General features: G+C 69.0%; 24 protein-coding genes and 1 riboswitch. Of the genes, 5 read left to right on the top strand and 19 right to left on the bottom strand.

What is annotated here, in order from left to right:
• The first annotated feature begins 12 nt into the window (after positions 1–12).
• Both ACS5NL_RS04690 and ACS5NL_RS04685 read left to right on the top strand, forming a co-directional pair.
• Positions 13–984 carry an amidohydrolase family protein gene (locus ACS5NL_RS04690; protein WP_439352553.1) on the top strand — a complete coding sequence of 324 codons (972 nt, stop codon included), beginning with the start codon at positions 13–15 and terminating at the stop codon, positions 982–984.
• A gap of 8 nt (positions 985–992) precedes the next feature.
• Positions 993–1,919 carry an SMP-30/gluconolactonase/LRE family protein gene (locus tag ACS5NL_RS04685; RefSeq protein ID WP_439352481.1) on the top strand — a complete coding sequence of 309 codons (927 nt, stop codon included), beginning with the start codon at positions 993–995 and terminating at the stop codon, positions 1,917–1,919.
• A gap of 48 nt (positions 1,920–1,967) precedes the next feature.
• Here ACS5NL_RS04685 and ACS5NL_RS04680 read toward each other — a convergent pair whose 3' ends face one another.
• Together ACS5NL_RS04680 and ACS5NL_RS04675 are read right to left on the bottom strand one after the other, a co-directional pair.
• Positions 1,968–2,834 carry a hypothetical protein gene (locus ACS5NL_RS04680; protein ID WP_439352480.1) on the bottom strand — a complete coding sequence of 289 codons (867 nt, stop codon included), beginning with the start codon at positions 2,832–2,834 and terminating at the stop codon, positions 1,968–1,970.
• Positions 2,831–3,553 carry a hypothetical protein gene (locus ACS5NL_RS04675; RefSeq protein WP_439352479.1) on the bottom strand — a complete coding sequence of 241 codons (723 nt, stop codon included), beginning with the start codon at positions 3,551–3,553 and terminating at the stop codon, positions 2,831–2,833. The genes ACS5NL_RS04680 and ACS5NL_RS04675 overlap by 4 nt, the downstream gene beginning before the upstream one ends.
• Positions 3,554–3,584: 31 nt before the next feature.
• Positions 3,585–3,741: riboswitch (FMN riboswitch) on the top strand.
• Positions 3,742–3,844: 103 nt separating this feature from the next.
• Here ACS5NL_RS04675 and ribBA point away from each other — a divergent pair.
• On the top strand, positions 3,845–4,954 hold the full coding sequence (ribBA, locus tag ACS5NL_RS04670) for a bifunctional 3,4-dihydroxy-2-butanone-4-phosphate synthase/GTP cyclohydrolase II (RefSeq protein WP_439352478.1): 1,110 nt from the start codon (positions 3,845–3,847) through the stop codon (positions 4,952–4,954).
• 21 nt (positions 4,955–4,975) lie between these two features.
• Here the strand turns inward: ribBA and ACS5NL_RS04665 are convergent, their stop codons facing one another.
• The 11 genes from ACS5NL_RS04665 to ACS5NL_RS04615 all read right to left on the bottom strand — a co-directional run bounded on the left by ACS5NL_RS04665 (position 4,976) and on the right by ACS5NL_RS04615 (position 15,840).
• A complete protein-coding gene (locus ACS5NL_RS04665) occupies positions 4,976–5,764 on the bottom strand; it encodes an SDR family oxidoreductase (RefSeq protein ID WP_439352477.1) in 789 nt (262 codons plus the stop codon).
• Positions 5,765–5,792: 28 nt separating this feature from the next.
• Positions 5,793–6,560 (bottom strand): SDR family oxidoreductase, encoded by a 768-nt coding sequence (locus tag ACS5NL_RS04660; protein WP_439352476.1) that lies wholly within the window; start codon positions 6,558–6,560, stop codon positions 5,793–5,795.
• Positions 6,561–6,598: 38 nt separating this feature from the next.
• On the bottom strand, positions 6,599–7,579 hold the full coding sequence (locus ACS5NL_RS04655; protein WP_439352475.1) for a sugar-binding transcriptional regulator: 981 nt from the start codon (positions 7,577–7,579) through the stop codon (positions 6,599–6,601).
• A gap of 36 nt (positions 7,580–7,615) precedes the next feature.
• Complete coding sequence (locus tag ACS5NL_RS04650) at positions 7,616–9,127, bottom strand: sugar ABC transporter ATP-binding protein (protein ID WP_439352474.1); 1,512 nt, start codon at positions 9,125–9,127, stop codon at positions 7,616–7,618.
• 34 nt (positions 9,128–9,161) lie between these two features.
• Positions 9,162–10,091, bottom strand: a complete 930-nt coding sequence (locus ACS5NL_RS04645; RefSeq protein WP_439352473.1) for a sugar ABC transporter substrate-binding protein — start codon at positions 10,089–10,091, stop codon at positions 9,162–9,164.
• Between the two features lie 46 nt (positions 10,092–10,137).
• Positions 10,138–11,148, bottom strand: coding sequence for an ABC transporter permease (locus ACS5NL_RS04640; RefSeq protein ID WP_439352472.1), 1,011 nt, complete (start codon positions 11,146–11,148; stop codon positions 10,138–10,140).
• 4 nt (positions 11,149–11,152) lie between these two features.
• On the bottom strand, positions 11,153–12,646 hold the full coding sequence (locus tag ACS5NL_RS04635; RefSeq protein ID WP_439352471.1) for an FGGY family carbohydrate kinase: 1,494 nt from the start codon (positions 12,644–12,646) through the stop codon (positions 11,153–11,155).
• 18 nt (positions 12,647–12,664) lie between these two features.
• Positions 12,665–13,606 carry a transketolase family protein gene (locus ACS5NL_RS04630; protein ID WP_439352470.1) on the bottom strand — a complete coding sequence of 314 codons (942 nt, stop codon included), beginning with the start codon at positions 13,604–13,606 and terminating at the stop codon, positions 12,665–12,667.
• Positions 13,603–14,523: a transketolase gene (locus ACS5NL_RS04625; RefSeq protein ID WP_439352469.1), complete on the bottom strand. Its 921-nt coding sequence runs from the start codon at positions 14,521–14,523 to the stop codon at positions 13,603–13,605. Before ACS5NL_RS04625 ends, ACS5NL_RS04630 begins: the two co-directional genes overlap by 4 nt.
• A gap of 125 nt (positions 14,524–14,648) precedes the next feature.
• Entirely contained in the window at positions 14,649–15,530 is an 882-nt protein-coding gene (phhA, locus tag ACS5NL_RS04620) for a phenylalanine 4-monooxygenase (protein ID WP_439352468.1), read from the bottom strand.
• A 1-nt stretch (position 15,531) separates the two neighbouring features.
• The gene (locus tag ACS5NL_RS04615) at positions 15,532–15,840 is read right to left on the bottom strand and encodes a 4a-hydroxytetrahydrobiopterin dehydratase (RefSeq protein ID WP_439352467.1); all 309 of its coding nucleotides are present in this window, start codon (positions 15,838–15,840) and stop codon (positions 15,532–15,534) included.
• Between the two features lie 107 nt (positions 15,841–15,947).
• On the opposite strand from ACS5NL_RS04615, the gene ACS5NL_RS04610 reads away from it, so the two are divergent.
• Positions 15,948–16,445 (top strand): Lrp/AsnC family transcriptional regulator, encoded by a 498-nt coding sequence (locus ACS5NL_RS04610; protein WP_439352466.1) that lies wholly within the window; start codon positions 15,948–15,950, stop codon positions 16,443–16,445.
• Here the strand turns inward: ACS5NL_RS04610 and ACS5NL_RS04605 are convergent.
• From ACS5NL_RS04605 to ACS5NL_RS04590, 4 genes are all read right to left on the bottom strand, one after another.
• The gene (locus tag ACS5NL_RS04605) at positions 16,414–17,124 is read right to left on the bottom strand and encodes a metal-dependent hydrolase (protein ID WP_439352465.1); all 711 of its coding nucleotides are present in this window, start codon (positions 17,122–17,124) and stop codon (positions 16,414–16,416) included. The two genes, ACS5NL_RS04610 and ACS5NL_RS04605, sit on opposite strands and share 32 nt — an antisense overlap.
• A 13-nt stretch (positions 17,125–17,137) precedes the next feature.
• Positions 17,138–18,502: a cell envelope integrity protein CreD gene (gene creD, locus ACS5NL_RS04600; RefSeq protein WP_439352464.1), complete on the bottom strand. Its 1,365-nt coding sequence runs from the start codon at positions 18,500–18,502 to the stop codon at positions 17,138–17,140.
• Positions 18,503–18,601: 99 nt separating this feature from the next.
• Positions 18,602–19,963: an MATE family efflux transporter gene (locus ACS5NL_RS04595; protein WP_439352463.1), complete on the bottom strand. Its 1,362-nt coding sequence runs from the start codon at positions 19,961–19,963 to the stop codon at positions 18,602–18,604.
• Positions 19,956–20,426 (bottom strand): MarR family winged helix-turn-helix transcriptional regulator, encoded by a 471-nt coding sequence (locus tag ACS5NL_RS04590; protein WP_439352462.1) that lies wholly within the window; start codon positions 20,424–20,426, stop codon positions 19,956–19,958. The genes ACS5NL_RS04595 and ACS5NL_RS04590 overlap by 8 nt, the downstream gene beginning before the upstream one ends.
• 55 nt (positions 20,427–20,481) lie before the next feature.
• Here ACS5NL_RS04590 and ACS5NL_RS04585 point away from each other — a divergent pair, with 55 nt between their 5' ends.
• On the top strand, positions 20,482–21,033 hold the full coding sequence (locus ACS5NL_RS04585; protein WP_439352461.1) for a PaaI family thioesterase: 552 nt from the start codon (positions 20,482–20,484) through the stop codon (positions 21,031–21,033).
• Between the two features lie 19 nt (positions 21,034–21,052).
• Here the strand turns inward: ACS5NL_RS04585 and creC are convergent, their stop codons facing one another.
• Both creC and creB read right to left on the bottom strand, forming a co-directional pair.
• Positions 21,053–22,495 (bottom strand): two-component system sensor histidine kinase CreC, encoded by a 1,443-nt coding sequence (gene creC, locus ACS5NL_RS04580; RefSeq protein WP_439352460.1) that lies wholly within the window; start codon positions 22,493–22,495, stop codon positions 21,053–21,055.
• A 4-nt stretch (positions 22,496–22,499) separates the two neighbouring features.
• The gene (creB, locus tag ACS5NL_RS04575) at positions 22,500–23,198 is read right to left on the bottom strand and encodes a two-component system response regulator CreB (protein WP_439352459.1); all 699 of its coding nucleotides are present in this window, start codon (positions 23,196–23,198) and stop codon (positions 22,500–22,502) included.
• Positions 23,199–23,218 lie beyond the last annotated feature (20 nt).

Below are 23,218 nucleotides of genomic sequence, written 5' to 3'. Positions count from 1 at the left end.
CCCATGAAGCCCATGCCCCTCGACACCACCCGCCGCCAGTTCGTGGCCGCCCTGGGCGGCGCCGTCTCGCTGGCCGGCCTGGCCGGCTGCGCCACCGCACCCGCCCCGCGCGCACCGCAGGCACCTCAACCCCAACCCACCACGGTGCCGCACTCCGCCGGCACCGACGTGCCGCGCTTTGCCCTGCCCGCCCTGGCCTGCGACTGCCACCACCACATCTACGACCGCCGCTACCCGGCCCACCCGTCCGCCACGCTGCTGCCCGACGACGCCAGCGTGGCCGACTACCGGCTGCTCCAGCAGCGCCTGGGCCTGCAGCGCAACGTGGTGGTCCAGCCCTCCACCTACGGCACCGACAACCGTCTGCTGGTCGACGCGCTCAAGGCCTTCGGTCCCGCGGCGCGCGGCGTGGCCGTGGTGGACACCGGCGTCACCGACGCCCAGCTGCGCGAACTGCACGCCGCGGGCGTGCGCGGCATCCGCTTCAACCTGAGCTTTCTGGTCGGCATCACCGCCGACATGATGGAACCCCTGGCCCGCCGCATCGCCCCGCTGGGCTGGCACCTGCAGGTCAACGGCAACGCCGACCGCCTGCTGGCCGCGGCCGACACCCTGCAGCGCCTGGCCTGCCCGGTGGTGTTCGACCACATGGGACAGCTGCCCCAGCCGCAAGGCCTGAAGCACCCGGCGTTTGCGCTGTACGCCCGCCTGCTGGAGAGTGGCAACGCCTGGTTCAAGCTCTCGGGCGCCTACCTCACCAGCAAGCAGCCCGACCTGTCGGACGTGGGCGTGGTGGCGCGGGCCCTGATCGGCCTGGCGCCCGAGCGCATGGTCTGGGGCAGCGACTGGCCCCACCCGACCAAGAAAGCCGGAGAAAAGCCCGACGACGCGGCGGTGCTGAACCTGCTGGACGACTGGGCCCCCACCACGGCGATCCGCCAGCGCATACTGGTCGACAACCCCGCGAAGCTCTACGCCTTCTGAGACCCGCCATGCTGCTGCTGACACCCCCCGAGATCCGCACGCTCGACGTCTTCACCACCCTGCCCGAGCGCTTCCGCCAGCGCCGGCGCACGGTGTGGAGCGACGCCAACATGGGCGGGCGCGAGGTCGACTCGTTCCTGGAGGGGCCGGTGTTCGACGATGCCGGCAACCTGTATGTGACCGACATCCCGTTCGGCCGCGTGTTCCGCATCGACCCGCAGGGCGAGTGGGAACTGGTGGCGCAGTGGGACGGCGAGCCCAACGGCATGAAGTTCCTGAACACCACCGAGCTGCTGGTGACCGACTACCGCAACGGTCTGATGGTGGTGGACAGCCGCAGCGGCGCGGTGCGGCCCTACCTGGGCCGGCGCAACACCGAGAGCTTCAAGGGCCTGAACGACCTCACCTTCGACTCCCAAGGCAACCTGTATTTCACCGACCAGGGCCAGACCGGCCTGCACGACCCGACCGGGCGCGTCTACCGGCTCAGCCCCTCGGGCCGGCTCGATGTGCTGCTGAACAACGTGCCCAGCCCCAACGGCCTCGTGCTGTCGCTGGACGAGAAATTCCTGTTCGTCGCCGCCACGCGCGGCAACTGCGTCTGGCGCATGCCGCTGCTGGCCGACGGCGGGGTGTCCAAGGCCGGGCAGTTTTTCACTTCGTATGGTCCCAGCGGCCCGGACGGGCTGGCGATGGACAGCGCCGGCCAGCTGCTGGTGGCCAACCCGGGACTGGCTTACGTTTGGGTGCTCAACCACCGGGCCGAACCGGTGCAGGTGCTGCGCGCCGAGACCGGCGCCTCGCTCACCAACCTGGCGTTTGGCGGCCCCGGACGCCAGACGCTGTTCTGCACCGAATCCACCAGCGGCACCATCCTGCGGTCGGCGATGGCGGCGTCGGGCGCCCCGGTGCACACCGGCCCGGCGCCGGCCTGAACCGGCCGCCGTCGACACACCGCCGACGGCACCGGCGCCCTCGCGCCCTCAGCGCTCTGCCGCCTGCGTCTTCTGCGTCTGCCGCGTGTTCATCTGGAACTCCAGCGTGCCGTCCGGCACGTCGGCGACGATGGTCATCAGGGTGTTGGTCTCGATGCTGCGCGCGATCTTCGTGGCGATGTCGTAGACCATGGTGCCGCCACCGGCGCCGGTCGCGTCGATCTTCACCGGACCGTCGGGCACGCCGAATTCCATCACATAGACCATCTCGACCCGGGCCAGGCCGTCGGCCACCGACGTCAGCCGGTTGGAGGCGGTGATCTTGAGGTCCAGCGCCGCGATGCCCGGCAGCGGTACCTTGAGGCTCACCACCTGCTGCGCGGCCTTGTCTTCCTCGACGCGGATCGGCTCGATGCGCGCGGCCTGCTCCAGCACGCTCGCCAGCACCGTCTTGAGCGCTTCGTTCGCGTCGGCGTCGCTGCCCTCGGAAACCAGGGCGGGTTGCAGCAGACGCCCTTGCGGACCGACGATGGCCTTGAACACGAAGTTGTCCAGCGCAGGCTGCCCGGGCATGGGCTGCTCTTCGCCCGACGCCAGACGCAGGCTGGAACGGCGCCCCAGCACCGACACCGTCGCCGGAAAACTGCCATCGGCCCCGGCCGGACCGGTGGTGTAGCGGTAGCGCTGCCGGTGGACGACGTGGTAGGTGAGCGGATAGGTCACGCCATTCGCGCCCGAACGGGTGACCACGCCGCGGTCGCTCAGCACCCGCATGGTGATCACGTTCTCGTTGACCTGGTCGCTGACCAGGTCGCGGTCGGCGCGCAGGCGGTAGTCCAGCTCGACCGGCTCGGCGGCGTGCGCGCTGGCGAACGCCGCCAGCCACAACACCAGTGCGCACCAGCCCCGGTTCATGGCAGCAGCGCCTTGGCCGCCTGGATGCGCAGCTCCATCGCCACCGACGCGTCGTTCATCACGTCGGACAGAAACTGCCGTGGGTCGTCGTAGTGGGTCGATGGTCCGCCGCGAGATGCGCCGGCCGCCGGCACCCGGGGCGGCGCAGCGAAGCCGGGCTCGTGCAGGAACGGCGAGGGCTCGGGCGTCAGCCGCGCCATCGCGATCTGGAATTCGGCGCGGGTGACGGACTTGATGCGCGAGAGCAGATCGGCCTGCGCGTCGTCACCGGGCGGGATGTCCAGTGACGGTTCGTTGCCGAAGACGGCGGCCAGATCGGGCGCGACAAAGGCCGACCAGCCACCGGTTTCGGGGTGCAGTTGCGGGACGCGCGCTGGCTCGACGTTCAGGCCGGGTTCGGGCGATGGCGACAGGCGCCGGCGCGAGGCCGCGAGCTCGGGCAGGTAGCGTGCGCAAAGGCTGTCAAGGAAGGCCGCCGCGGTATCGGCCGGCAGCGGATCGGCCAGCGAGAACCACAGCTCGAAGGCATCGACGCCGTTGACCGCGATCGCCGGCGCGGGCAGGTCGAGATCGGCCTGCACCCCGCGCCAGACCGCGCCCAGCTGGGGCCAGTCGGCCGGACCCGAGATACCCAGCACCATGCGCCGCACCAGCCCTTCGGCCAGCGTGGCGTCGTCGGTGGAAAACAGGCGCTGGTGCTCGGTGTCAAGTCGGTTCATGCAGGCAATGTTAGCCGCGGGCATAATTCCATCCACGTTCTCAGGGCGGGGTGCAATTCCCCACCGGCGGTATTCGGGGCCTGGACCCCGGGAGCCCGCAAGCGCCTGGCGGCCTCGCCGCCAGGGTCAGCAGACATGGATGCAAGAGCCATGGCCGACGGTGACAGTCCGGATGAAAGAGACGTGAACCCATCCCCAGCCACGCGCTTTCGCAGCGCCGTGGCTGGTCTGGCTTTGTCGCGCCCTGAGAGCGGAGTCCGCCGATTCCGTTCCATTTTGACGACCAACGCCATGTCCGAATTCCAGCTTGCCCCCATCCCAGAACTCGTCGCCGAGATCGCCGCCGGCCGCATGGTCGTGCTCGTCGACGACGAGAACCGCGAAAACGAAGGCGATGTCATCATCGCCGCCGACAAGATCACGCCCGAGGCGATCAACTTCATGGCCCGCTTCTGCCGTGGCCTGATCTGCCTGACGCTGAGCCCCGAGCGCTGCGACTTCCTGGGCCTGCAGCCCATGGTCTCCCGCAACGGCACCAAACACGGCACCGCGTTCACCGTCTCGATCGAAGCGGCCACCGGCATCGACACCGGCATCTCGGCGGCCGACCGCGCGCGCACCGTGCAGGTCGCGGTGGCGGCCGAGACCCAGCCCAGCGACCTGGTGCAGCCGGGCCACGTGTTCCCGCTGCGCGCCGCCGCCGGCGGCGTGCTGATGCGCGCCGGTCACACCGAAGCCGGCTGTGATCTGGCGGCGCTGGCCGGACTGCAGCCTGCCTCGGTGATCTGCGAAATCATGAAGGACGACGGCACCATGGCCCGTCTGCCCGACCTGGTCGAGTTTGCCAAGCAACACGGCATCAAGCTCGGCTCGATCGCCGACCTGATCCGCTACCGCAGCCAGAACGAGAAGCTGGTCAGGACCGTCGCCAAGCGACCGGTGACCACGCCCTACGGCGAATTCGACCTGCACACCTACCAGGACGAGTTCGGCGGCGCCCACCTCGCGCTGAGCCTGGGCCAGTGGACCTCCGAAGAGCAGGTGATGGTGCGGGTGCACGAGCCGGTGTCGCTGATGGACTGGCTGGACACCAACAGCCCGCACTCCTGGCCGCTGTCGGCCGCGCTGCAGGCGATCAGGACCGAAGGCAAGGGTGTGGCGCTGCTGCTCAACCCGACCGAATCGTCGGAAGACCTGCTGCACGCGGCCCGCGCACCCCGCACGAACAAACCGCCCAAGGTCGAGACCGGCCACGACGCCGACCTGCGCACCTACGGTCTGGGCGCGCAGATCCTGCGCGACCTGGGCATCTCGCGCATGAAGGTGCTGGGCAACCACCGCCGCTTCCCCAGCATGGGCGCCTACGGTCTGGTCGCCGAGACGTTCGTCTCGCCCCAGTGACCGGACCGGCGGCGGCGTGCTTCAGGACATGAACATGCCGCCGTCGACGTTGATGGTCTGGCCGGTGATGTAGGCCGCGTCGTCCGAGGCCAGGAAACTCACCAGGCCGGCGACGTCTTCACCGGTGCCCGCGCGGCCCATGGGAATGCCCTCGACCCATTCGGCCATCAGCTCCCCGGGCTGGTAGTTGCCCAGCAGCTTGCCCCAGGCCTCGTCGTTGTAGGCCCACATGTCGGTGGTGATGATGCCGGGGCAGAAGGCGTTGACGGTGATGCCGGTCTTGGCCAGTTCCTTGGCCAGGCTCTGCGTGATGCCGACGACGCCGAACTTGCTGGCCGCGTAGTGCGGCGTGAAGACAAAACCCTGGCGCGCCTGGCCGCTGGCGGTGTTGATCAGGCGACCTTTCTTGCCGGCCGCGCGCATGCGCACCGCCGCTTCCTGGCAGCACAGGAACACGCCCTTGGTGTTGACGTCCATGACCTTGTCCCACTCGGCCTCGCTGAGGTCTTCGAGACGGGCGATGGTGATGACGCCGGCGTTCTGCACCGACACATCGACCTCGCCCAGTTCCGCCGCCACCCGCGCATAGAGCGCCTTGACCTGCGCCCGGTCGGTGACATCGACCACCGCGCCGATCACCTTCGCACCGTCCGGTGCCTGGGTTGCCAGTGCCGTCGCGGCCTCCAGCACCTTGTCTTCGTTGGCCGCCAGACAGACCGAGGCGCCCTCGCGCAGGAAACGGCTGGCGATGCCCAGCCCGATGCCGCGGCTGCCGCCGGTGATGACCACCACCTTGCCCGTGAATCTCATGGGGTTCTCCTTGGGATGTGGGTGCCGCTCACCAGCAGACAAAACCGCCGTCGACGATCAGGTCGACACCGGTCACGAACGAAGCGCCGCGCCCGACCAGGAACACGGCCGGCCCGACCATCTCGTCGACCGAGGCCATGCGGCCCAGCGGCGTGTCGCGCTCGAAGATCTTGACCTGCTCGGCCACCTCGGGGCGCAGGTTCATCGGCGTGGCGGTGTAGCCCGGGCTGATGCTGTTGACACGCACGCCGCGCTCGGCCCACTCCATTGCCAGGCTCTTGCTCATGTGGATCACGGCCGCCTTGGAGCTGTTGTAGTGCGCCTGCAGCAGGCCGCGATTGACAATTGAGCCGGACATCGAGGCGATGTTGACGATCGCACCCTTCTTGCGCGGCAGCATCGCGCGGGCCTGGGCCTGGCAGCTGAGGAACACGCCGTCGACGTTGATCGCGTGCACGCGGCGCCACTGCTCCTCCGACATCTCTTCGGCCGGCGCCGCGTTGGCGATGCCGGCGCAGTTCATGCCGATGCTCAGCGCGCCCAGTTGCGACTCGACCGCCTGCACCGCCGCCGCCAGATCGGCTGCGCGGGTCACGTCGCCGGTGGTGACCAGGGCCTGGCGACCCAGCGCGCGCACCCGCGCCGCGGTCTCTTCCAGCCCACCGGACTGGCCGGGCAGATCGAAGCACGCGACGTCGGCGCCCGCTTCGGCCAGGCCGACCGCGATGCGCTGGCCGATGCCGCTGCCGGCGCCGGTGACCATCGCCACCTCGCCTTGAAGGGAAAACAGATTCATGAATGTCTCCAGTCGTTGTGGGCCCTTGCCGGGCCGTCTCAGGGTTGTGCCAGCAGGCGCTCTGCGGTGTCCAGGTCGGTGATCAGGGTGCTGATCCAGCCGCCCCGCAGGGCGCCACGGATGGCTTCGAATTTGCGTCGTCCACCCGCGATGCCGATGCGCCGGCGGGTGCGCTTGATCTGGTCGGGGGCCATGCCGATGACCCGCTCGTCGAACCGGGTGTGCACCGGCCGGCCCTGCTCGTCGTAAAAGCGCATGCAGACATCGCCCACCGCGCCGGCGTTCTTGAGGTCCAGCAGGTCCTGGTCGGAAAACACGTTGCCGCTTTCGCGCAGCATGCGCGAGGGCGGGATCGCGCCGATGCCCAGCAGCACCGCCGACAGGTCGTCAAAGCGCTCGATCGCCTGCCGGCACGACGGATCGGCCAGCAGGGCGCGCTTGGCGTCCTGCGTGGCGACCACGCCGGGCGCCAGCATGAACACCGGATCGGCGTGGCACAGCTGGGCCAGGCGCTCGGTCAGGCGGGTGGCAAACCGCTGCGCCTCGGGCTGGCCGGCGCCGCCCAGGATCTGCACGATGGAAGAGGTGCTGCTGCCACTGATGGGCCGCATGGCGTTGACTCCCGCCAGCAGCGTGGAACTCCAGGACGAGACGCCGATGCTCTTGAGCGTGGGCGCCATCAGCTCCAGATAGCTCGCGACCGTGGACGCCATCGACTGCGCCAGCAGCTCGTCGCTGGTCAGCGCCGCTTCGTCGACCTCGACCACGATCACCTCGTCCAGCCCGTAGCGGGCTTCGAGCTGCGTCTCGACCTCGGCATGCACCCCTTCGGGCACGTGCACGGTGATCTTGACGATGCCCAGCTCTTCGGCCTGCTTGAGCAGCCGCGACACACGCGCCTGCGACAGGCCGAGCTGCTCGGCAATCTGGGCCTGGGACAGGCCGCGTTCGTGGTACATGCTGGCCACACGGGTGGTCAGGCGCAACAGGTCGGGGGTCGCAGAGCGTCGGGTGGCCATGGCCGGCATTGTCGCTGGGGCGTGGTTCGGGGCCCCTCAGGCCACCGCCAGTTCCATCACCCGGTCGCCCGTCGCTTCGGTCTGCGACAGCTCGCCACGGATCTCGCCACGCGACAGCACGATCACCCGGTGCGACAGCCCCAGCACCTCTTCGAGGTCCGAGCTGACCACGATCACGGCCATGCCCTTGCGCGCCAGCTCGGCGATCACCTCGTAGATCTGCGCACGGGCGCCGACGTCGACGCCCCGCGTCGGCTCGTCCAGGATGATGACCTTGGGGTTGCGGGCGATCCATTTGGCGATCACCACCTTCTGCTGGTTGCCGCCCGAGAGCGAACCGGCGCTCTGGTGCGGGTTGCCCTTGATGCCGAGGCTGCGGATCAGGTCCTGGGCGAACTTCACCGCGCGCGACGGGCGCAGCCAGCGCCCGGGCGCCACCTGGTCGAAGTTGCTGTACGCCAGGTTCTCCCACAGGCTGTGCTGCAACACGACCCCGAGCGCCTTGCGGTCGTCCGGCACCATCACCAGGCGCTCGCGGATCGCGTCCATCGGGGTCCGGGGCACGAGTGTCTTGCCGCCGATCGTGATGTGGCCCGAGGCAATCGGGTCGACGCCGGCGATGGCGCGCATCGCCTCGGTGCGGCCCGCGCCCGAGATGCCGGCGAAACCCAGCACCTCGCCTTCGCGGACCGAAAAAGAGAGATGGCGAAAACTGCCATCGGGCGCGCTCAGGTCCTCCACCGACAGCGCGACCGGCGCCGACGGCGGCGGCGCGTCGATGACCGGAAACAGGCGCTCGACGTTGCGGCCCACCATGTCGCGCACCAGCAGCGGCGGCGCCACCTGGGCGTTGTCGTGGCTGGCCACGTGCTTGCCGTCGCGCAGCACCACGATGCGGTCGCAGATGCGCGCGATCTCGGCCAACCGGTGGCTCACGTAGATGAACGACACGCCCTCGGCCTTCAGGCGCATCACCTGTTCGAACAGGCGGTCGGTTTCTTCATCACCCAGCGCCGCGGTCGGCTCGTCCAGGATCAGGAGGCGGGCGTCCAGGGTCAGCGCCTTGGCGATCTCCACCTGCTGCTGGGCCGCCACGCGCAGCGAACCGACCTTGCTGGTCGCGGCCACGTCCAGCCCCAGCCGGTGCAGCTGGGCCTGGGCCCGCTCCACCATGGTCGGCATGTCGATGCGCCCGTTCTTCATCAGCAGTCGCCCGACAAACACGTTCTCGGCGATCGTCAGGTGCGGCAGCAGCCGCATCTCCTGGTGGATCAGTCCGATGCCCGCGTGCAGGGCATCGGCGGGCGACGTCGGCCCGTAGGCCTTGCCGCGCCACCACATGCGGGTGCCGGGGTCGGGGGTGATGAGCCCCGCGACCACCGACGACAGCGTGGATTTGCCCGCGCCGTTTTCGCCCAGCAGCGCCACACACTCGCCCGGACGCACGTCCAGATCCACCCCCTGCAGCACGGTGTTGTTGCTGTAGGTCTTGCCGACATTGCGCACGACCAGGCCGTGGTGCGCAGGGGAGGAATCGTGGACGCTCATCGGATGTCTCGCGGCGAATCGGGCGTGGTCAGACTCAGGGGTGGGCCTTGAGGAACTGGGCCACATTGCCCTTGGTCGTGACCTTGGCGTCGGTCGGCTGGTCCTTGGGCACCGACTTGCCGGCCATCAGCGCGGTGGCAGCGTCCACGGCCATGCGGCCCATGGTGAAGGTCTGCTGCGTGGCGGTGGCGTCCAGCGTGCCCGACTCCACGGCCTTGAGGCCGCCGACGTCGCCGTCGAAGCCGACCACCCACACCTTGTTCGCCGGCTTGGCCAGCTTCACGGCCTGCGCCGCGCCCAGTGCGATGCCGTCGGCCTGGCCGATGATGATGTTGACCGAAGGATCGCGCTGCAGCATGTCCTGGGCGATCTTGTTGCCTTCGTCGGCCGCCCAGCGCTCGGTCCACTGGTCCTGCGTGATCTTGATGCCGCAGCTGGCCAGGCCTTCGGTGAAGCCCTTGGTGCGTTCGACTTCGGGCGTGGTGCCCTTCTGGCCATGGATCATCACCGCCTTGCCCTGGCCCTTGGTCTGCTCACAGATCCACTTGCCCAGCGCGGTGGTCGCCGGCACGGACTGGCCGTAGATGAAGGTGTCGCCAGGCGCACCTTCGGCGTTGCGGTCGACGTTGATCACGGGGATCTTGGCGGCGCGGGCGGCCTTCACCGGCACGGCGGCAGCGGTGGCGCCAGCAGGAATGTAGATCAGCGCATCGATCTTCTGCGCGATCAGATCCTGGATCTGGTTGACCTGGGTCGTGGCGTCGCCCTTGGCGTCGACCGTGACGATGGTGTAACCCTTTTCCTTGCCGTAGGCCTCGACCGACTGCTTGATCATGTTGAAGAACTCGGCCTGCAGGTTGGCCACCGCCAGACCAATCTTCTTCTGCTGCGCGAACGCGCCGCCCGAAGAGGTCAGCGCCACACCGGCCACCACCGCCATTGCAATCTTGTTGAACTTGAACATGGATTTGTCTCCTGGTTTCAGGGGTTGAGGAAAAGCGAACACGGAATCAACGGGACTTGCGCTTGTTGGCATCGACCATCACGGCCAGCACGATCACGACACCAATCACGATCTGCTGCACGAACGGAGACGTTCCCATCAGGTTCAGCCCGTTGCGCAACACACCGATCGTCAGCACGCCCATCAAGGTGCCAAAGATCGATCCCACACCGCCCGACAGACTGGCGCCGCCGATCACCACGGCCGCAATCGTGTCGAGCTCATACCCCAGGCCACCGCTGGGCTGCGACGAGTCCAGCCGGGTCGACATCACCACACCGGCCAGGCCCGACAGCAGCCCGCACACCGTGTAGACCAGCAGCGTCATGCGCCGCACCGGGATGCCGGCCAGGCGCGCCACCTCGTGGCCGCCACCGATGGCGTAGAGGGCCCGGCCGCCGGCGCGGTATTTCATGAACAGCGCGGCCGCCGCGGTCAGCACCAGGAACAGCGCCACCGTGACCGACATGAAGCCGAAGTAGCGCTCGATCGACAGGGCGGAGAACCACTCGGGGTAACCGACGATCTGGCTGCCGTCGGTGACCATGTTCGCCAGCCCGCGGGCGATCGACATCACGGCCAGCGTGGCGATGAACGGCGGCAGGTTGGCGCGGGTGATCAGCAGGCCGGAGCAGGCGCCGCAGAAGGCCCCCACCACCAGCGCCGCCACAATCGCCAGTGGCATCGGCACCCCCAGCATGTTGGCCATGGCCCCCATCACCATCATCGAGACGGCCAGCACGGAGCCGACCGACAGGTCGATGCCGCCGATCACGATCACCGCCGTCATGCCCAGGGCCATGATGCCCAGCACCGTCAGCTGGTCGATCACGTTGAGCAGGTTGCGCACCGTCAGGAAGGTGTCCGTGGTCAGCGAAAACACGAAGCACAGCACCACCAGACTGAGCAGCGGCATGTAGTCGGACACACGCTCCTGCCAGGGGGCGCGGGACGCGGGTTCGGCGGACGTCGAAGAGGTGGAGGGCGTGGTCATGGTGGCCGTGAGGTCGGTCTGCATCGGGTCAGGCGCGGTCGCGCGTTTCGTTGGGGCAATCCCGCAGGCGGGCCCGGGCGACGGCCAGCCGCCATCCCTGGCGCGCCTGGGCGATCCGGTCCGGACTCCAGCGGTGGTCGCCGGACTGGTTCTGGCCACGCGGGAGGCGCGCGATGGCGTCCGCATCCCACAGACCGACGCCCAGACCGGCCATGTGGGCCACACCCAGCGCGGAAAGCTCGGGGTCGGTGCAATGCACCACCGGGCGGCCGATGTAGGCCGCGATGCGGCCCCGCAGCTCTGGGTTGGTGGAAGGCCCGCCGTCCAGCAGCAGGCGCCGCACCGGCGAGGCGCAGCGGTCCATCGCATCCAGCACGTCGGCCACCTGGTGCGCGATCGAATCGACCGCGGCCGCCAGCACCTGGCCGCGGCCGGTGGAAAAGCTCAGGCCGCTGAGCAGGCCCACCGCGTGCGCGTCCCAGTACGGCGCGCCCAGGCCGGTGAACCCGGGCACCAGCCAGAGCCCGTCGGGATCGTTGCGACCGGCTTCTTCGATGGCCTGGTGCAGGTCCATGCCGAACAGCTCGGCGGCCCACTTCAGCGTGGCGCCGGCCGAACGGATGTTGCCTTCGAGTGCGGTGCGCGGACCATCCCCTTCGTCCCAGGCGATGGTCTGGCACACCTCGCGGCTGCGCGCCTGCGCATCGGCGGCCAGCCCCATGACCGAGGACCCGGTGCCCATGGTGGCCTTGACGTCGCCCGGCTCGCGCACGCCGTGGGCGTACAGCGCGGCGTGCGAGTCGGCCATCACGCCATGCACCGGCACACCGGCCAGGCGCTCGTGCAGCCGGTCGGCGTTGGCACGCCGCTGCCGGGACGACACCACCACCGGCATCATGGATGCGGGGATCGAGAAATACGACAGCAGGTCCGGGCTCCAGCGTCCGGTACCGACGTCCAGCAGTTGCGTGCGCGAGGCGTTGCCGACCTCGATCGCCGGCTCGCCGCCCAGGTTGGCCACCAGCCAGGCGTCGACCGTGCCGGCGCACAGTTCACCACGCCGGGCGCGCGCCATCAAGGCGTCGTCCTGGTCCAGCAGCCAGCGGATCTTGAGCGCCGAGAACATCGGGTCCAGCGGAAGGCCGGAGCGCTCGCGCACCAGATCGTCTCCCTGCGCCTGCATCAGCCGGTCGCGCAACGCCACGGTGCGCTGGTCCTGCCAGCTCAGCAATGGCGTGAGCGCCCTGGCGCCCTCGCGCTCCCAGACCAGCGCCGACTCGCGCTGCGTCGACAGGCCGACCGCACAGACAGCCGCGTCCGGCGCGAGCGCCAGGCAGGCACGCACGGCCTCCCGCACGCTGGCCCAGATGGCGGCGGGGTCCTGTTCGACCCAGCCCGGTGCCGGGTAGTGCTCACCCAGCGGCGCCGAGGCCTTGGCCACCATCTCGCCGCGCGCGTTCACGAGAACGCACTTGGTCGCACTGGTGCCCTGGTCGATGGCAAGAACGTGAAAGGAACTCATCGTGGACTGCTCTTGAAATTACAGCAGTGTCATCGCCGTGCGCGCGATTTGCGGACCTGTCAGACCAAAATGCTCAAACAGTTCCTGGGACGAACCGGTGGGCGCGAATCCGGTGACGCCCATGATGCGCAGGTGCGCCGGGTGCTGTTGCGCGGTCAGCTCGGCGACCGCCGAACCCAGACCGCCGTAGACGATGGCTTCTTCGACCGTGACGATGCCGCGGGTCTCCCGCGCCGCCGCCAGGATCACCGCCTCGTCCAGGGGCTTGACCGAGGCCGCATTGATCACACGCGCTTCGATGCCACCTTCGGACAGGATGGCCGCGGCCTCCAGCGCCTTGGCCACCATGGTCCCCGCCGCCACGATGGTGACGTCGGCGCCCTGGCGCAGCGTCATCGCACGCCCGGGTTCGAACGTCACGTTCTGCGGCGACACCGCCGGCACCTTGGTGCGGCCGATGCGCATGAAGCAGGGGCGCCCTGCGGCGACGGCCCAGCGCATGGCCGCGCGGGTTTCGTCCGGATCGGCGGGCACGATCACCGGCAGGTCGTCGATCGCACGCATCCAGGCCAGGTCTTCGATCGAATGGTGCGTCGGGCCCAGCTCGCCGTAGGCCACGCCCGGGCTCATGCCGCACAGCACGACCGGGAAGTTGGAGTACACGACGTCGGCCTTGATCTGCTCGGTCGCGCGGCCGGTCAGGAACGGCGAGGCCGCGCAGACAAAGGGACGGAAGCCGGCGTTGGCCAACCCTGCCGCCACGCCGACCATGTTCTGCTCGGCGATGCCCACATTGATCAGGCGGTCGGGAAACTCCTTGCGGAAGGCCCCCAGGTTGCTTGAACCCACCGAGTCGTTGCAGACCGCGACGATGCGGCTGTCGGCCCGCGCCAGCGCCGCCAGTTCGTCGGCAAACGCCACCCGGCAATCGAAGCCGCTGCTGTTGTCTTCCTTGCTCACGCTGCAAGCTCCTTGATTGCGGCTTCGACCTGTTCGGCGCTGGGCACCTTGTGGTGCCACTCGACACCGTTCTCCATGAACGAGACGCCCTTGCCCTTGATGGTGTTGGCGATGACGGCGCGCGGACGGGCGCCGGCCGGTGCCTGGAGCACCTCCAGCAGCGCGGCGTGCGAGTGGCCGTCGACCACATGGGTCTCCCAGCCGAAGGCGGCCCACTTGTCGGCCAGGGGTTCGAGGTCGTTGGTGTCGGCCGTGCTGGCACCCTGCTGCAGGCGGTTGCGGTCGACGATGGCGGTCAGTCCACCCAGTCCCCGCTGGGCGGCGTACATCGCGGCTTCCCAGTTGCTGCCTTCCTGCAGCTCGCCGTCACCGAGCACGACGTAGGTGCGCCAGGCCTGGCCCGCCAGCAGCGCACCCGTGGCGCAACCGACGGCGACCGGCAGCCCGTGCCCCAGCGGACCGGTGTTGGTCTCGACGCCCGGCACCTTGCGGCGGTTCGGATGCCCGTTGAGCGGCGAGAAGGCGGCGGCGAAATGCACCAGGCGCGCTTCGTCGAAGAAGCCGGCATGGGCCAGCACCGAGTACAGCGCCGCGGCGCAATGCCCCTTGCTCAGGATGAAGCGGTCCCGGTCGACCCGCGCCGGATCGGCCGGGTCGATGTCGAGCACGGCATCGAACAGCGTCACGAGCACATCGGTCACCGACAGGTCGCCACCCACATGGCCCAGACCCGCCTGGCGGATGGTCTGCAGCACCTGGCGGCGGATGTGTGTGCTGCTGGCGCGCAGCAATGCCAGCCGCTCGTCGGCGCCGGCCGCCGCGAACGCCTGGCGCCGGTCACGCCAACGCCCCACCGCCGCCACATCGGCGCTCAGGGGCGCCGACGCATCGCGGTCTCTCGAAGTGGTTGTTTGCATATTTATTCACTTGTGATTGAATGATCAAATTTTAAATCGGGTACCCGTGGATGGCATCGGGGTTTGCCCTAGGTCCCCAAAACGACCACGGCGCCCGAAGGCGCCGTGGTGAGAGGGGTGGCGGATCAACGCCGCGTCTGGTGGTAGCTGCCGTCGCCGCGGTGGAACACCGTGTCGCCGGCCAGCACATCGCCCGGCTGGTGCTCCGGCCCGGCAAGCGCCCGCTGGTACAGCGGCGCGAAGTCGATGCGGGTGAAGTCCAGCAGTTCCTCGAGATCGCGGATCACGAAGTAGCTCTCCTGGAAATCGTCGATGCGGTAGTGCGTGCGCATCACCCGCTCCAGATCGAAGCGCACCCGGTTGGGCGAGGCGCTGTCCAGGCAGAACACCGATTCGGTGAACGACGACGCGATGCCCGCGCCGTAGATGCGCAGGCCGTCGGCCTGCTGCACCAGCCCGAACTCGATCGTGTACCAGTAGACCCGCGCCAGCTGCGGCAGGCAGCCCAGTTGCTGCGCCCGCAGTCCACCCTGGCCATAGGCCTGGATGAAGTCGGCGATCGCCGGGTTCATCAGCATCGGCACATGGCCGAACACGTCGTGGAACACGTCAGGCTCTTCGAGGTAATCCAGCTCGTGCGGCTGGCGGATGAAGTTGCCCGAGGGGAAACGCCGGTTCGCCAGGTGATCGAAGAACACCTCGTCGGGCACCAGCCCCGGCACCGCGACCACTTCCCAGCCGGTGCGCTTGCGCAGCACGTCAGACAGGCGGCGAAAGTCGGGGATCTGATCGGGGCCGATGGGCAGGTCTTTCATGCCCTGCACGAAGGCGTCGCAGGCGCGGCCGGGCAGCAGCTTGGTCTGCCGTTCAAACAGGGTCTTCCAGGTCGCGTGTTCGGCGGCGGAGTAGCGGCTCCAGCCCTGGTCGATGGTCCAGTCGGCGCTGGCGGGGCGACCGGCCTCGCCGGCGGCCAGACCGTGTTTGACGGGAATGGCTTCGGCCTGCATCTCAGGCTCCCTGGCGCGTGCGGCTGGCGAAGGCGCCGTCGGCGGCCCTGGCCCAGGTGATGTCGCGCTCCGACAGGCCGTTGGCGTCGTGCGTGGTCAGCGTGACGTCGACCCGGTTGTAGACGTTGAACCACTCGGGGTGGTGGTCGAGTTTTTCGGACACCAGCGCCATGCGCGTCATGAACCCGAAGGCTTCGGCAAAGTTGCCGAACACGAAGCTGCGCGTGATCGCGCCCTGCTCCGCGTCCAGCGTCCAGTCGGGCAAGGCGGCCAGGCGTTCGCGGATCTCGTCCGGGGTGAGCGGGGTCATGGGGTGTCTCCTGTGATGGTTCGAATGGCTGGGCAGTTTGCGCCGCATGGCGGACAATTTGCTCTCGTTTCATCCGCCGTCCAGCCATTCCTGCGAGAGACCCTTTCATGAACCAAGCCATCGACGAAGAATCCTTGCACCCGTCCTCGCTCGATCGGCTGGACCGCCGCATCCTTGCCGCACTGCAGGCCAACGGCCGCATCAGCAACCAGGAACTGGCCGCGCAGGTGCACCTCTCGCCCGCCCAGGCCAACCGGCGCCACAAGCGGCTGGAGGCGATGGGCTACATCCGCGGCTACGAAGCGCGGCTCGACCCGGACCGGCTCGGCCTGGGCGTGACCGCCTTCGTGCACGTGACCATGGAGCGCGGGCAGCACAAGGAAGTGCAGAAGTTCCAGCGCACCGTCGGCAAGATGGCGCAGGTGCTGGAGTGCCACGCCGTGACCGGCGACTTCGACTACGTCTGCAAGGTGGTCGCGCGCGACCTCAAGGGCCTGTCCGACTTCCTGCTCGGCACGCTGGCGCAGCAGCCCGGCGTCAACGGCGTGCGCTCCAGCGTGTGCCTCAACGAGCTCAAGTCCACGAGTGCGCTGCCGCTGGACTGACGCGCACGCCACCGCGTCTGGCCATCCAGGCCCGACCCACCGCCTGCATGGCTTCGGCGCGCTGTCGGCGGCGCTCCCGGGGGCCTGCCGGTTGGTGTGGAACGGCGCTTCGCTCTACCTTCGGCAACCCTTGTTGCTGCGGGCGAAGCCGTTCCCGGACAGCGGTCCATCCATGCCGCAGCAGCATGCCCGCATTGGCCAGCACCAGCAGCGGCCCACCGATCCACTGCAGTTCCATCCGGAAGCGTTCCTCGCCGAACAGGGCAATGCCCTGCATTGGCACCGGACGCCAGTCGAAGCAGTGCCGCGCGCCGTCCAGCGGCCAGAACCAGGCGCTGCAGATGCCCACATCGAACAGGCTGTCGAGCAGCGGGTGCGAAGCAGTGCACAGCGCGAGATACAGGCCCCGGCAAGCGCGGAGGCGCCTGCCGCCAGCGCCGCGCACCGGCCACAACGCACCGATCAGGCCGATCAGCAGCGCAAAACCCAGCGAGTGGGTGAAGCCGCGGTGTCCGTAGGGGCCGCTGTAGCGGTCAAGGTGCAAGGTGACCGACAGGAAGTCGAGGTCGGGAATCACGCCGCACACGGCGCCGGCGAGCATCAGCCGCCAACCCACGGTGCGGGTGCCGACCGCGGCGGCCAGGGCCACCGCGGGAGCGAAGTGAAGATAGGTGGCCATGGTGGCGCGCGCCTCAGGCGCGGCTGGCAGACACGGCCGGGTCCGCAGCGGCAGTGCCCGAGCCCATCACGTTGTACCAGTCGATCTTGCGGGTGGCGACCATGATCGCGGCCAGCACGCCGAACAGCAGCAGCGAGCCCATCATCAGCGCGTTGTCTTCCGAGATCAGGATGCCGTAGAGCACGCCATAGAGCGCGACCAGCATGCCGCCCATGCCCAGTCCTGCGCGCCAGCCGCCAAGCACGTGGCGCAGGTAGTGGGCCAGCAGCGCGATGCAGCCGGCGCTGGCGACCAGATAGGCGAGGCGGAAATCCAGGTGCTCGGACAGCGAGAGCAGCAGCAGGAAGAACAGCACCAGGGCGGCGCCGATCATCAGGTACTGCATCGGGTGGATGCGCCAGCGGCGGACCATCTCCAGCACGAAGAAGGCAGCGAAGGTCAGCACGATGAACATCAGGCCGTACTTGGTCGCGCGCTCGGTCAGGCGGTAGACGTCGACCGGGTCTTCGAGCGACACCGAGAAGCTGTCGACCGGCGGACGCTCCTTGGCGTCGCTCAGGAACTGCTGCTGCGCCTGCGTCGAGAGCGAGGGCACGCTCCAGCTCGCCTCGAAACCTTGCGCCGTCACCGAGCGGCTGCGCGGCAGGAAGTCACCGTCGAAGCTCGGGTGTGGCCAGGGCGAGGTCAGCGTGACCTTGTTGTCGTCGGCCAGCGGCACGAAGCCGATGCGTTCCGTGCCGGCCAGGTCCATGCCCAGCGTGAAGTCCAGCGTGGCGCCCGGCTGCAGCAGTGCGGCGTCCAGCGGCGCGGCCAGCGGCAGAGGCAAATTCGCGCCAGCGGGCGATGCGGCGATGGCCAGGGCATGGCCGCCCAGTTTGAGTTCCGGCCGGCCAAGCAGACCGCGCAGGTCGCTCACGCCAAAGCTCAGCCAGGGCTGCCCCAGCGTGATCTGCCCGCCTTTCTCGCGCGGCATCAGGCCCTTCCACACGAAGCGCCCGGCGCTGTCGTGGCGGCTGTTGTAGACCGTGACCGGAAAGATGCCGCGCCAGCGGGTCTCGGTGGTGAGGCGGCTGTGCATGTCCAGCATGGTCGGGAACACCGTCGCCACATGGTTTTCTCTGACGGTCTCCTCGCGCTGCGTATTGCGCGCCACGTCGACGATCACGGTGCGGATGTAGGTCTCGGTGTAGGGCACCTGCAGCACCGGGCCGGTGAGCGTCTGTTCGCCGGCGTGGGCGCGAGCCACCTCGCGCGTGGCCTGCTCGCGGTTCTGGGTGCGCTCGGCGATCACCTCGCGCACCATCGAGAGGGGAATCAGCAGCAGCACCATCAAGAAGCCGATGATGGCGGTCTTGCTCAGCAGGGGAAATCGGTTCACTTCTCGCTCCTTGGGTTGTGACGGAGCGATTCTGGAAAGCGCCTGTGCGGCGCTCACGCAGGCGGTGTGAAGCGAATGTGAAATCCGCTCGCGACGGCTTCAGGCTTTCTCCACACCCCAGGGCGTGAAGCGCACGAACAGCACCGAACTGAAGCCATAGACCGCCATGCCGGCCGACAGCAGCGCGAAGATGGTCCAGGTCGGCGTCTGCCACATCGCCAGCAGCACCCCGCCACCGGCCACCATCACCAGCCGCAGCGTGCCCGCCAGCACCGGGCCGATGGCCTTGCCCGCCCCCAGCGACGAGAAGTACAGCGACAGCCCCAGGCCGAACAGGCCATACACCGGGCCGGCCCAGCCGAAATAGCTGGCCGCCGCGGCGAGCACCGCCGGGTCCTGCGTGAACAGGCGCGTCCAGAGATCGGGCGCCACCGTCACGATCAGGCCGAGCCCGCCGAGGATGGCCGTCGCCAGCGCCGCCGCGGTCCAGGCTGCGCGCCGGGCGCGGGCGATGCGACCGGCGCCGATCGCCATGCCGACCAGCGGCACCGAGGCCACACCGACCGCGAACGCGATCGGCACCAGCAGGAATTCCAGCCGCGTGCCGATGCCGTAGCCCGCCAGCGCGTCGGTGCCGAACTGCGCCACCAGGCGCGTGAGGATCAGGATGGTCAACACGGTCTGCAGCGGCGAGATGCAGGCCACCGCCCCCACACGCAGGATGTCGGCGAACAGCGCGCGCTGAAAGCGCGTGGCGCCCACCCGCAACGCAATGCGCGACCGCCCGGAGACCAGATAGGCCCACAGCCAGGCGGCCCCGGCACCGTAGGCGATCACGCTGCCCGCCGCGACGCCCGCCATGCCCAGGCGCGGAAACGGTCCCCAGCCCAGGCCGAACGCGCCGCCCAGCGCCACCTGCAGCAGCGCCACGAGGAACAGCGTCACCGAAGGCACGGCCATGTTGCCCGCGCCGCGGATCACCGAGGCCAGCGTGTTCACCAGCCAGACAAACACCGAGCCGAGAAAGGCCACGTTGGCGTACGCCATGGCCTGCGCCAGCGCCTCGCCCTGCCCGCCCAGCTTCGCCAGCAGGGTTTCGCCCAGCGTGAGCATCGCGACCATGTAGACCACCCCCGCCGCCAGCGCGATCCACAGCGCATGCACCGCCAGCGCATTGGCCCGCGCCGGATCGCCCGCGCCCAGCGCGCGGCTGACCGCCGACGACACGCCACCGCCCATCGCGCCGGCCGACAGCATCATCTGGAACATCACGAAGGGGAACACCAGCGCCATGCCCGCCAGCGCGGGCGAGCCGAAACCGCCGACATAACGCGTCTCGGCAATCGCCGCCAGCGCCGTCGCCAGCATCGCGCCCATGTTGGGCAGCGCAAACCGCAGCAGCGTCGGCAGGATCGGGCTGGTCAGCAGCGGCGGCGGGCCTGCCGGGGAGGTCTCACTCATCGCCCTCTCCCGCGGTCTCCACCGGATCGAGCCGGTCCATCGACAGGTCGATCAGCGCGTGCAGCGCCACCACCTGCTCCGCGCCGAGCAGGCGGTTGATGCCCTCCTGCGCCACCTTCCAGCGCCGCTTGGCCTCGGCGCGCTTCTCGCGGCCCGCCGGTGTCAGGCTCACCAGCCGGCTGCGCGCGTTCTCGCCGGCCTCCACCACGACCCAGCCCGCGTCCACCAGCGGTTTGAGGTTGCGCGTCAGCGTGGAGGCGTCCATCTTCAGTCCGTCCGCCAGCTCGCCCGGGCGCACCGGACCGAGCTTGTCGACATAGGACAGCAGCGAGTACTGCGTGGTCTTGATGCCCGCCTTCGCCATCTCGGTGTCGTAGTACTGGCTCATGCGGCGCATGAACTGGCGCAGCTTGAGGTTGGTGCAGCCTTGCGGCAGGGCTTTGGGTAGGGTGCTTGCGGACATGGATTGATTGTATCTAAAATGATTGCAGATACAACCATTTTTTGAAAGACCGCTCATGGACACCGAAAACATCCGCCTGCGCTGGGAAAACGAAGAAGCCGCCGTGCGCCAGCGCATCGAGGCCGCCGGCGGCAGGGCCGGCGTCTCCACCCCGGACCAGATCGCCGGCAAGACCGGCCTGGAGATCATGCAGGCGCTGCTGCGTGGCGAGCTGCCCTACCCGCCGATCAGCGAGACCCTGGGCTTCTTCCTGATCGAGGTCGGCGACGGCCACGCGGTGTTCCAGGGCGAACCGCAGTTCAAGCACTACAACCCGCTGGGCACCGTGCACGGCGGCTGGTACGCGACCCTGCTGGACTCGGCGCTGGGTTGCGCGGTGCAGACCAAGCTGCCCGCCGGCACCGGCTACACCACCGCCGAACTGGGCCTGAACATCGTGCGTGCCGCCAGCGACAGGACCGGCCCGCTGCGCGCCATCGGCAAGGTGATCCACAGCGGCCGGCAGATGTCGACCGCCGAAGCCCGCATCGTCGGTCCCGACGGCAAGCTCTACGCCCACGCGACCACCACCTGCTTCATCTTCGACGCCACGCGGACCCAGCGCTGAGCCGCCGGCGCGGCGCGCGTCAGGCCGGCAGCGTCCAGCTCGCGCGGCAGCCGCGCGGGTGGTCCACGTTGTCGATCCGCAATGTGCCGCCGTGCAGCTCGCTGACCTCTTTCACGAGACACAGCCCGAGGCCCGAGCTTTTCTCCTTCGTGTCGGCGCGCGGCAGCGAATAGAAGCGGTCGAAAATCCGGTCCACCGCGTAGTCGGGCACGCCCGGCCCTTCGTCGCGCACCGACCACTCGATCCCGCCATTCACCGGCCCGATCGACACCGCCAGCACACCACCATGCGGCGAGAAGTCGATCGCGTTGTCCAGCAGGTTCTGCAACGCCTGCGCGACCAGGAAGCGATCGCCCTTCACCACCGCCACTTCCGCGCCCTGCGCCACGTCGACCCGCAGCCCCTTGAGCCGCAGCCGGGGTTCGGCCGTGTGCAGCAGCTCGCGCGTGAGCGCCACCAGGTCCACCGGCTCGACCGCGCGCAGTTGCCGCATCTGCTCCACGTCGGCCAGCGCCAGCAGCCGATCGATCAGCTGCCGCAGGCGCTCGGTCTGGCGCTGGATGTTGCCCGCGAAACGCTCGCGGTCGGCCTCGGGCATCGGCTCCTGCAGCAGCTCGGCCGCGCCGCGGATCGCCGCCAGCGGGCTCTTGAGCTCGTGCGTCAGCGTGTGCACGTAGTTCTCGACATAGGCCTTGTCTTCGAGCCGGATGCGCATGCGCTCGACCGCCTGCGCGAGATCGGCGAACTCGGTGTTGCCCGAGAGCCGGCCCATGCGCGGCAGCTCGGCCCGTTCGCCGCGCGCCACCGCGTTGGCGTAGCCGCGCAACCGCGAGAGCGAGCTCGCCATCCACCAGGTGAACAGCAGGCCGATCGCCAGCGAGATGCCCAGCAGCGCCCACGACCAGTTGAGGATGCGGTCGCGGCTGCGCTGGATGTAGGGCTCCAGCGTCTGGTTCGGCCGCGAGACTGTGAGCACACCGACGATGCGGTCGCCATCGCGCACCGGCGCCGCCACGTGCATCACCGTGCGGTCGGCGTCGTAGGCGCTCTCGCCGCTGGAGCGCGCGCCGTACTCGCCGCGCAAGGTGCGCAGCACATCGTTCCACTGCGAATGGTCCTTGCCCAGGTCTTCGCCCCGGCTGTCGAAGACCACGATGCCGCGCGCGTCGGTGACCGTGATGCGGTAACCGATGCGCTCCTTGCGAAACCCCCAGATGGTGGCGCCGGGATCGATCTGCGGCAGCGCCGTCATCGCCTGTGCAAACGGGCCGCTCGCAATGGTCCCGGCCTTCAGGTCCGGCGCCGCCACCAGCGCCAGCGCATTCGCCGCATCGACCAGGCTGTCCTCCATCGCCAGCCGCGTGCCCGGCTTCACTTCCTCGATGAAGACGCGCAGCACCACGAACAGCGCCAGGCCGAGGACCAGGAAGAAGGCGAGCAGGAGACGGAGGCCGATGCGCATGGCGTCAGAGCGACAGGGTCAGCGAATACCCCATGTTCCGGTGCGTCTGGATCAGCTCCGCCGACAGGCCACGTTCGCGCAGCTTGGCGCGCAGCATCTTGATGTGGGCGTCGACCGTGCGGTCCAGCGTGTCGGGCGCCTCGGCCCAGACCAGCTCCATCAACTCGGCGCGCGAGAAGATCCGACCGGGCCGGCGCAACAGGGTGGCCAGCAACAGGAACTCGTAGCGCGTCAGCGCCAGGTAGTCGCCGCCGCAGGCGATGCGCTGCGCGGCCTCGTCCAGCCGCAACGGCGCAGCCGGTGACGTCGCCAAAGCCGCGGCGGGCTCTGCACCCCTGCCGCTGGCCGTGCGCCGCAGGATCGCCTTGACCCGCGCACAGACCTCGCGCGGCGAAAACGGCTTGCTCACATAGTCGTCCGCCCCCAGCTCCAGGCCGAGGATGCGGTCGATCTCTTCGGTGCGTGCGGTCAGGAAGACGATCGGCAGCTCGCTGGTCTTGCGGATCGCCCGGCAGACATCGAAGCCGTTGCCGTCGGGCACACCGACGTCAAGGATGGCAATGTCAGGCGGTTGCGTCGCGAACGCCGCCAGCGCCTCGCGCGCCAGCTGCACATGCGTGACCGCGAAGCCCTCGCTGCGCAGCGCGTAGAGCAGTGTGTCGGCAATGGCGGGTTCGTCTTCGAGGAGAAGGATCTGGGGCATCGGGCAAGGCACAGGCAACG

Origin of the sequence: Hydrogenophaga sedimenti, assembly GCF_051857515.1 — a bacterium.
Taxonomy (GTDB): domain Bacteria; phylum Pseudomonadota; class Gammaproteobacteria; order Burkholderiales; family Burkholderiaceae_C; genus Hydrogenophaga.
Note: the sequence above shows the minus strand (reverse complement) of the source record. Positions and strands in the feature narration are given on the sequence as shown.

Coding starts and splice junctions, on each gene's coding strand:
- ACS5NL_RS04675 (WP_439352479.1), bottom strand. CDS start 3,553: ATGAACCGACTTGACACCGAGCACCAGCGCCTGTTTTCCACCGACGAC.
- ACS5NL_RS04690 (WP_439352553.1), top strand. CDS start 13: ATGCCCCTCGACACCACCCGCCGCCAGTTCGTGGCCGCCCTGGGCGGC.
- ACS5NL_RS04640 (WP_439352472.1), bottom strand. CDS start 11,148: ATGCAGACCGACCTCACGGCCACCATGACCACGCCCTCCACCTCTTCG.
- ACS5NL_RS04610 (WP_439352466.1), top strand. CDS start 15,948: ATGAACCAAGCCATCGACGAAGAATCCTTGCACCCGTCCTCGCTCGAT.
- ACS5NL_RS04605 (WP_439352465.1), bottom strand. CDS start 17,124: ATGGCCACCTATCTTCACTTCGCTCCCGCGGTGGCCCTGGCCGCCGCG.
- ACS5NL_RS04680 (WP_439352480.1), bottom strand. CDS start 2,834: ATGAACCGGGGCTGGTGCGCACTGGTGTTGTGGCTGGCGGCGTTCGCC.
- ACS5NL_RS04590 (WP_439352462.1), bottom strand. CDS start 20,426: ATGTCCGCAAGCACCCTACCCAAAGCCCTGCCGCAAGGCTGCACCAAC.
- ACS5NL_RS04615 (WP_439352467.1), bottom strand. CDS start 15,840: ATGACCCCGCTCACCCCGGACGAGATCCGCGAACGCCTGGCCGCCTTG.
- ACS5NL_RS04660 (WP_439352476.1), bottom strand. CDS start 6,560: ATGAATCTGTTTTCCCTTCAAGGCGAGGTGGCGATGGTCACCGGCGCC.
- ACS5NL_RS04655 (WP_439352475.1), bottom strand. CDS start 7,579: ATGGCCACCCGACGCTCTGCGACCCCCGACCTGTTGCGCCTGACCACC.
- ACS5NL_RS04685 (WP_439352481.1), top strand. CDS start 993: ATGCTGCTGCTGACACCCCCCGAGATCCGCACGCTCGACGTCTTCACC.
- ribBA (WP_439352478.1), top strand. CDS start 3,845: ATGTCCGAATTCCAGCTTGCCCCCATCCCAGAACTCGTCGCCGAGATC.
- ACS5NL_RS04625 (WP_439352469.1), bottom strand. CDS start 14,523: ATGCAAACAACCACTTCGAGAGACCGCGATGCGTCGGCGCCCCTGAGC.
- ACS5NL_RS04645 (WP_439352473.1), bottom strand. CDS start 10,091: ATGTTCAAGTTCAACAAGATTGCAATGGCGGTGGTGGCCGGTGTGGCG.
- creC (WP_439352460.1), bottom strand. CDS start 22,495: ATGCGCATCGGCCTCCGTCTCCTGCTCGCCTTCTTCCTGGTCCTCGGC.
- ACS5NL_RS04595 (WP_439352463.1), bottom strand. CDS start 19,963: ATGAGTGAGACCTCCCCGGCAGGCCCGCCGCCGCTGCTGACCAGCCCG.
- creB (WP_439352459.1), bottom strand. CDS start 23,198: ATGCCCCAGATCCTTCTCCTCGAAGACGAACCCGCCATTGCCGACACA.
- ACS5NL_RS04585 (WP_439352461.1), top strand. CDS start 20,482: ATGGACACCGAAAACATCCGCCTGCGCTGGGAAAACGAAGAAGCCGCC.
- ACS5NL_RS04635 (WP_439352471.1), bottom strand. CDS start 12,646: ATGAGTTCCTTTCACGTTCTTGCCATCGACCAGGGCACCAGTGCGACC.
- ACS5NL_RS04650 (WP_439352474.1), bottom strand. CDS start 9,127: ATGAGCGTCCACGATTCCTCCCCTGCGCACCACGGCCTGGTCGTGCGC.
- ACS5NL_RS04665 (WP_439352477.1), bottom strand. CDS start 5,764: ATGAGATTCACGGGCAAGGTGGTGGTCATCACCGGCGGCAGCCGCGGC.
- phhA (WP_439352468.1), bottom strand. CDS start 15,530: ATGCAGGCCGAAGCCATTCCCGTCAAACACGGTCTGGCCGCCGGCGAG.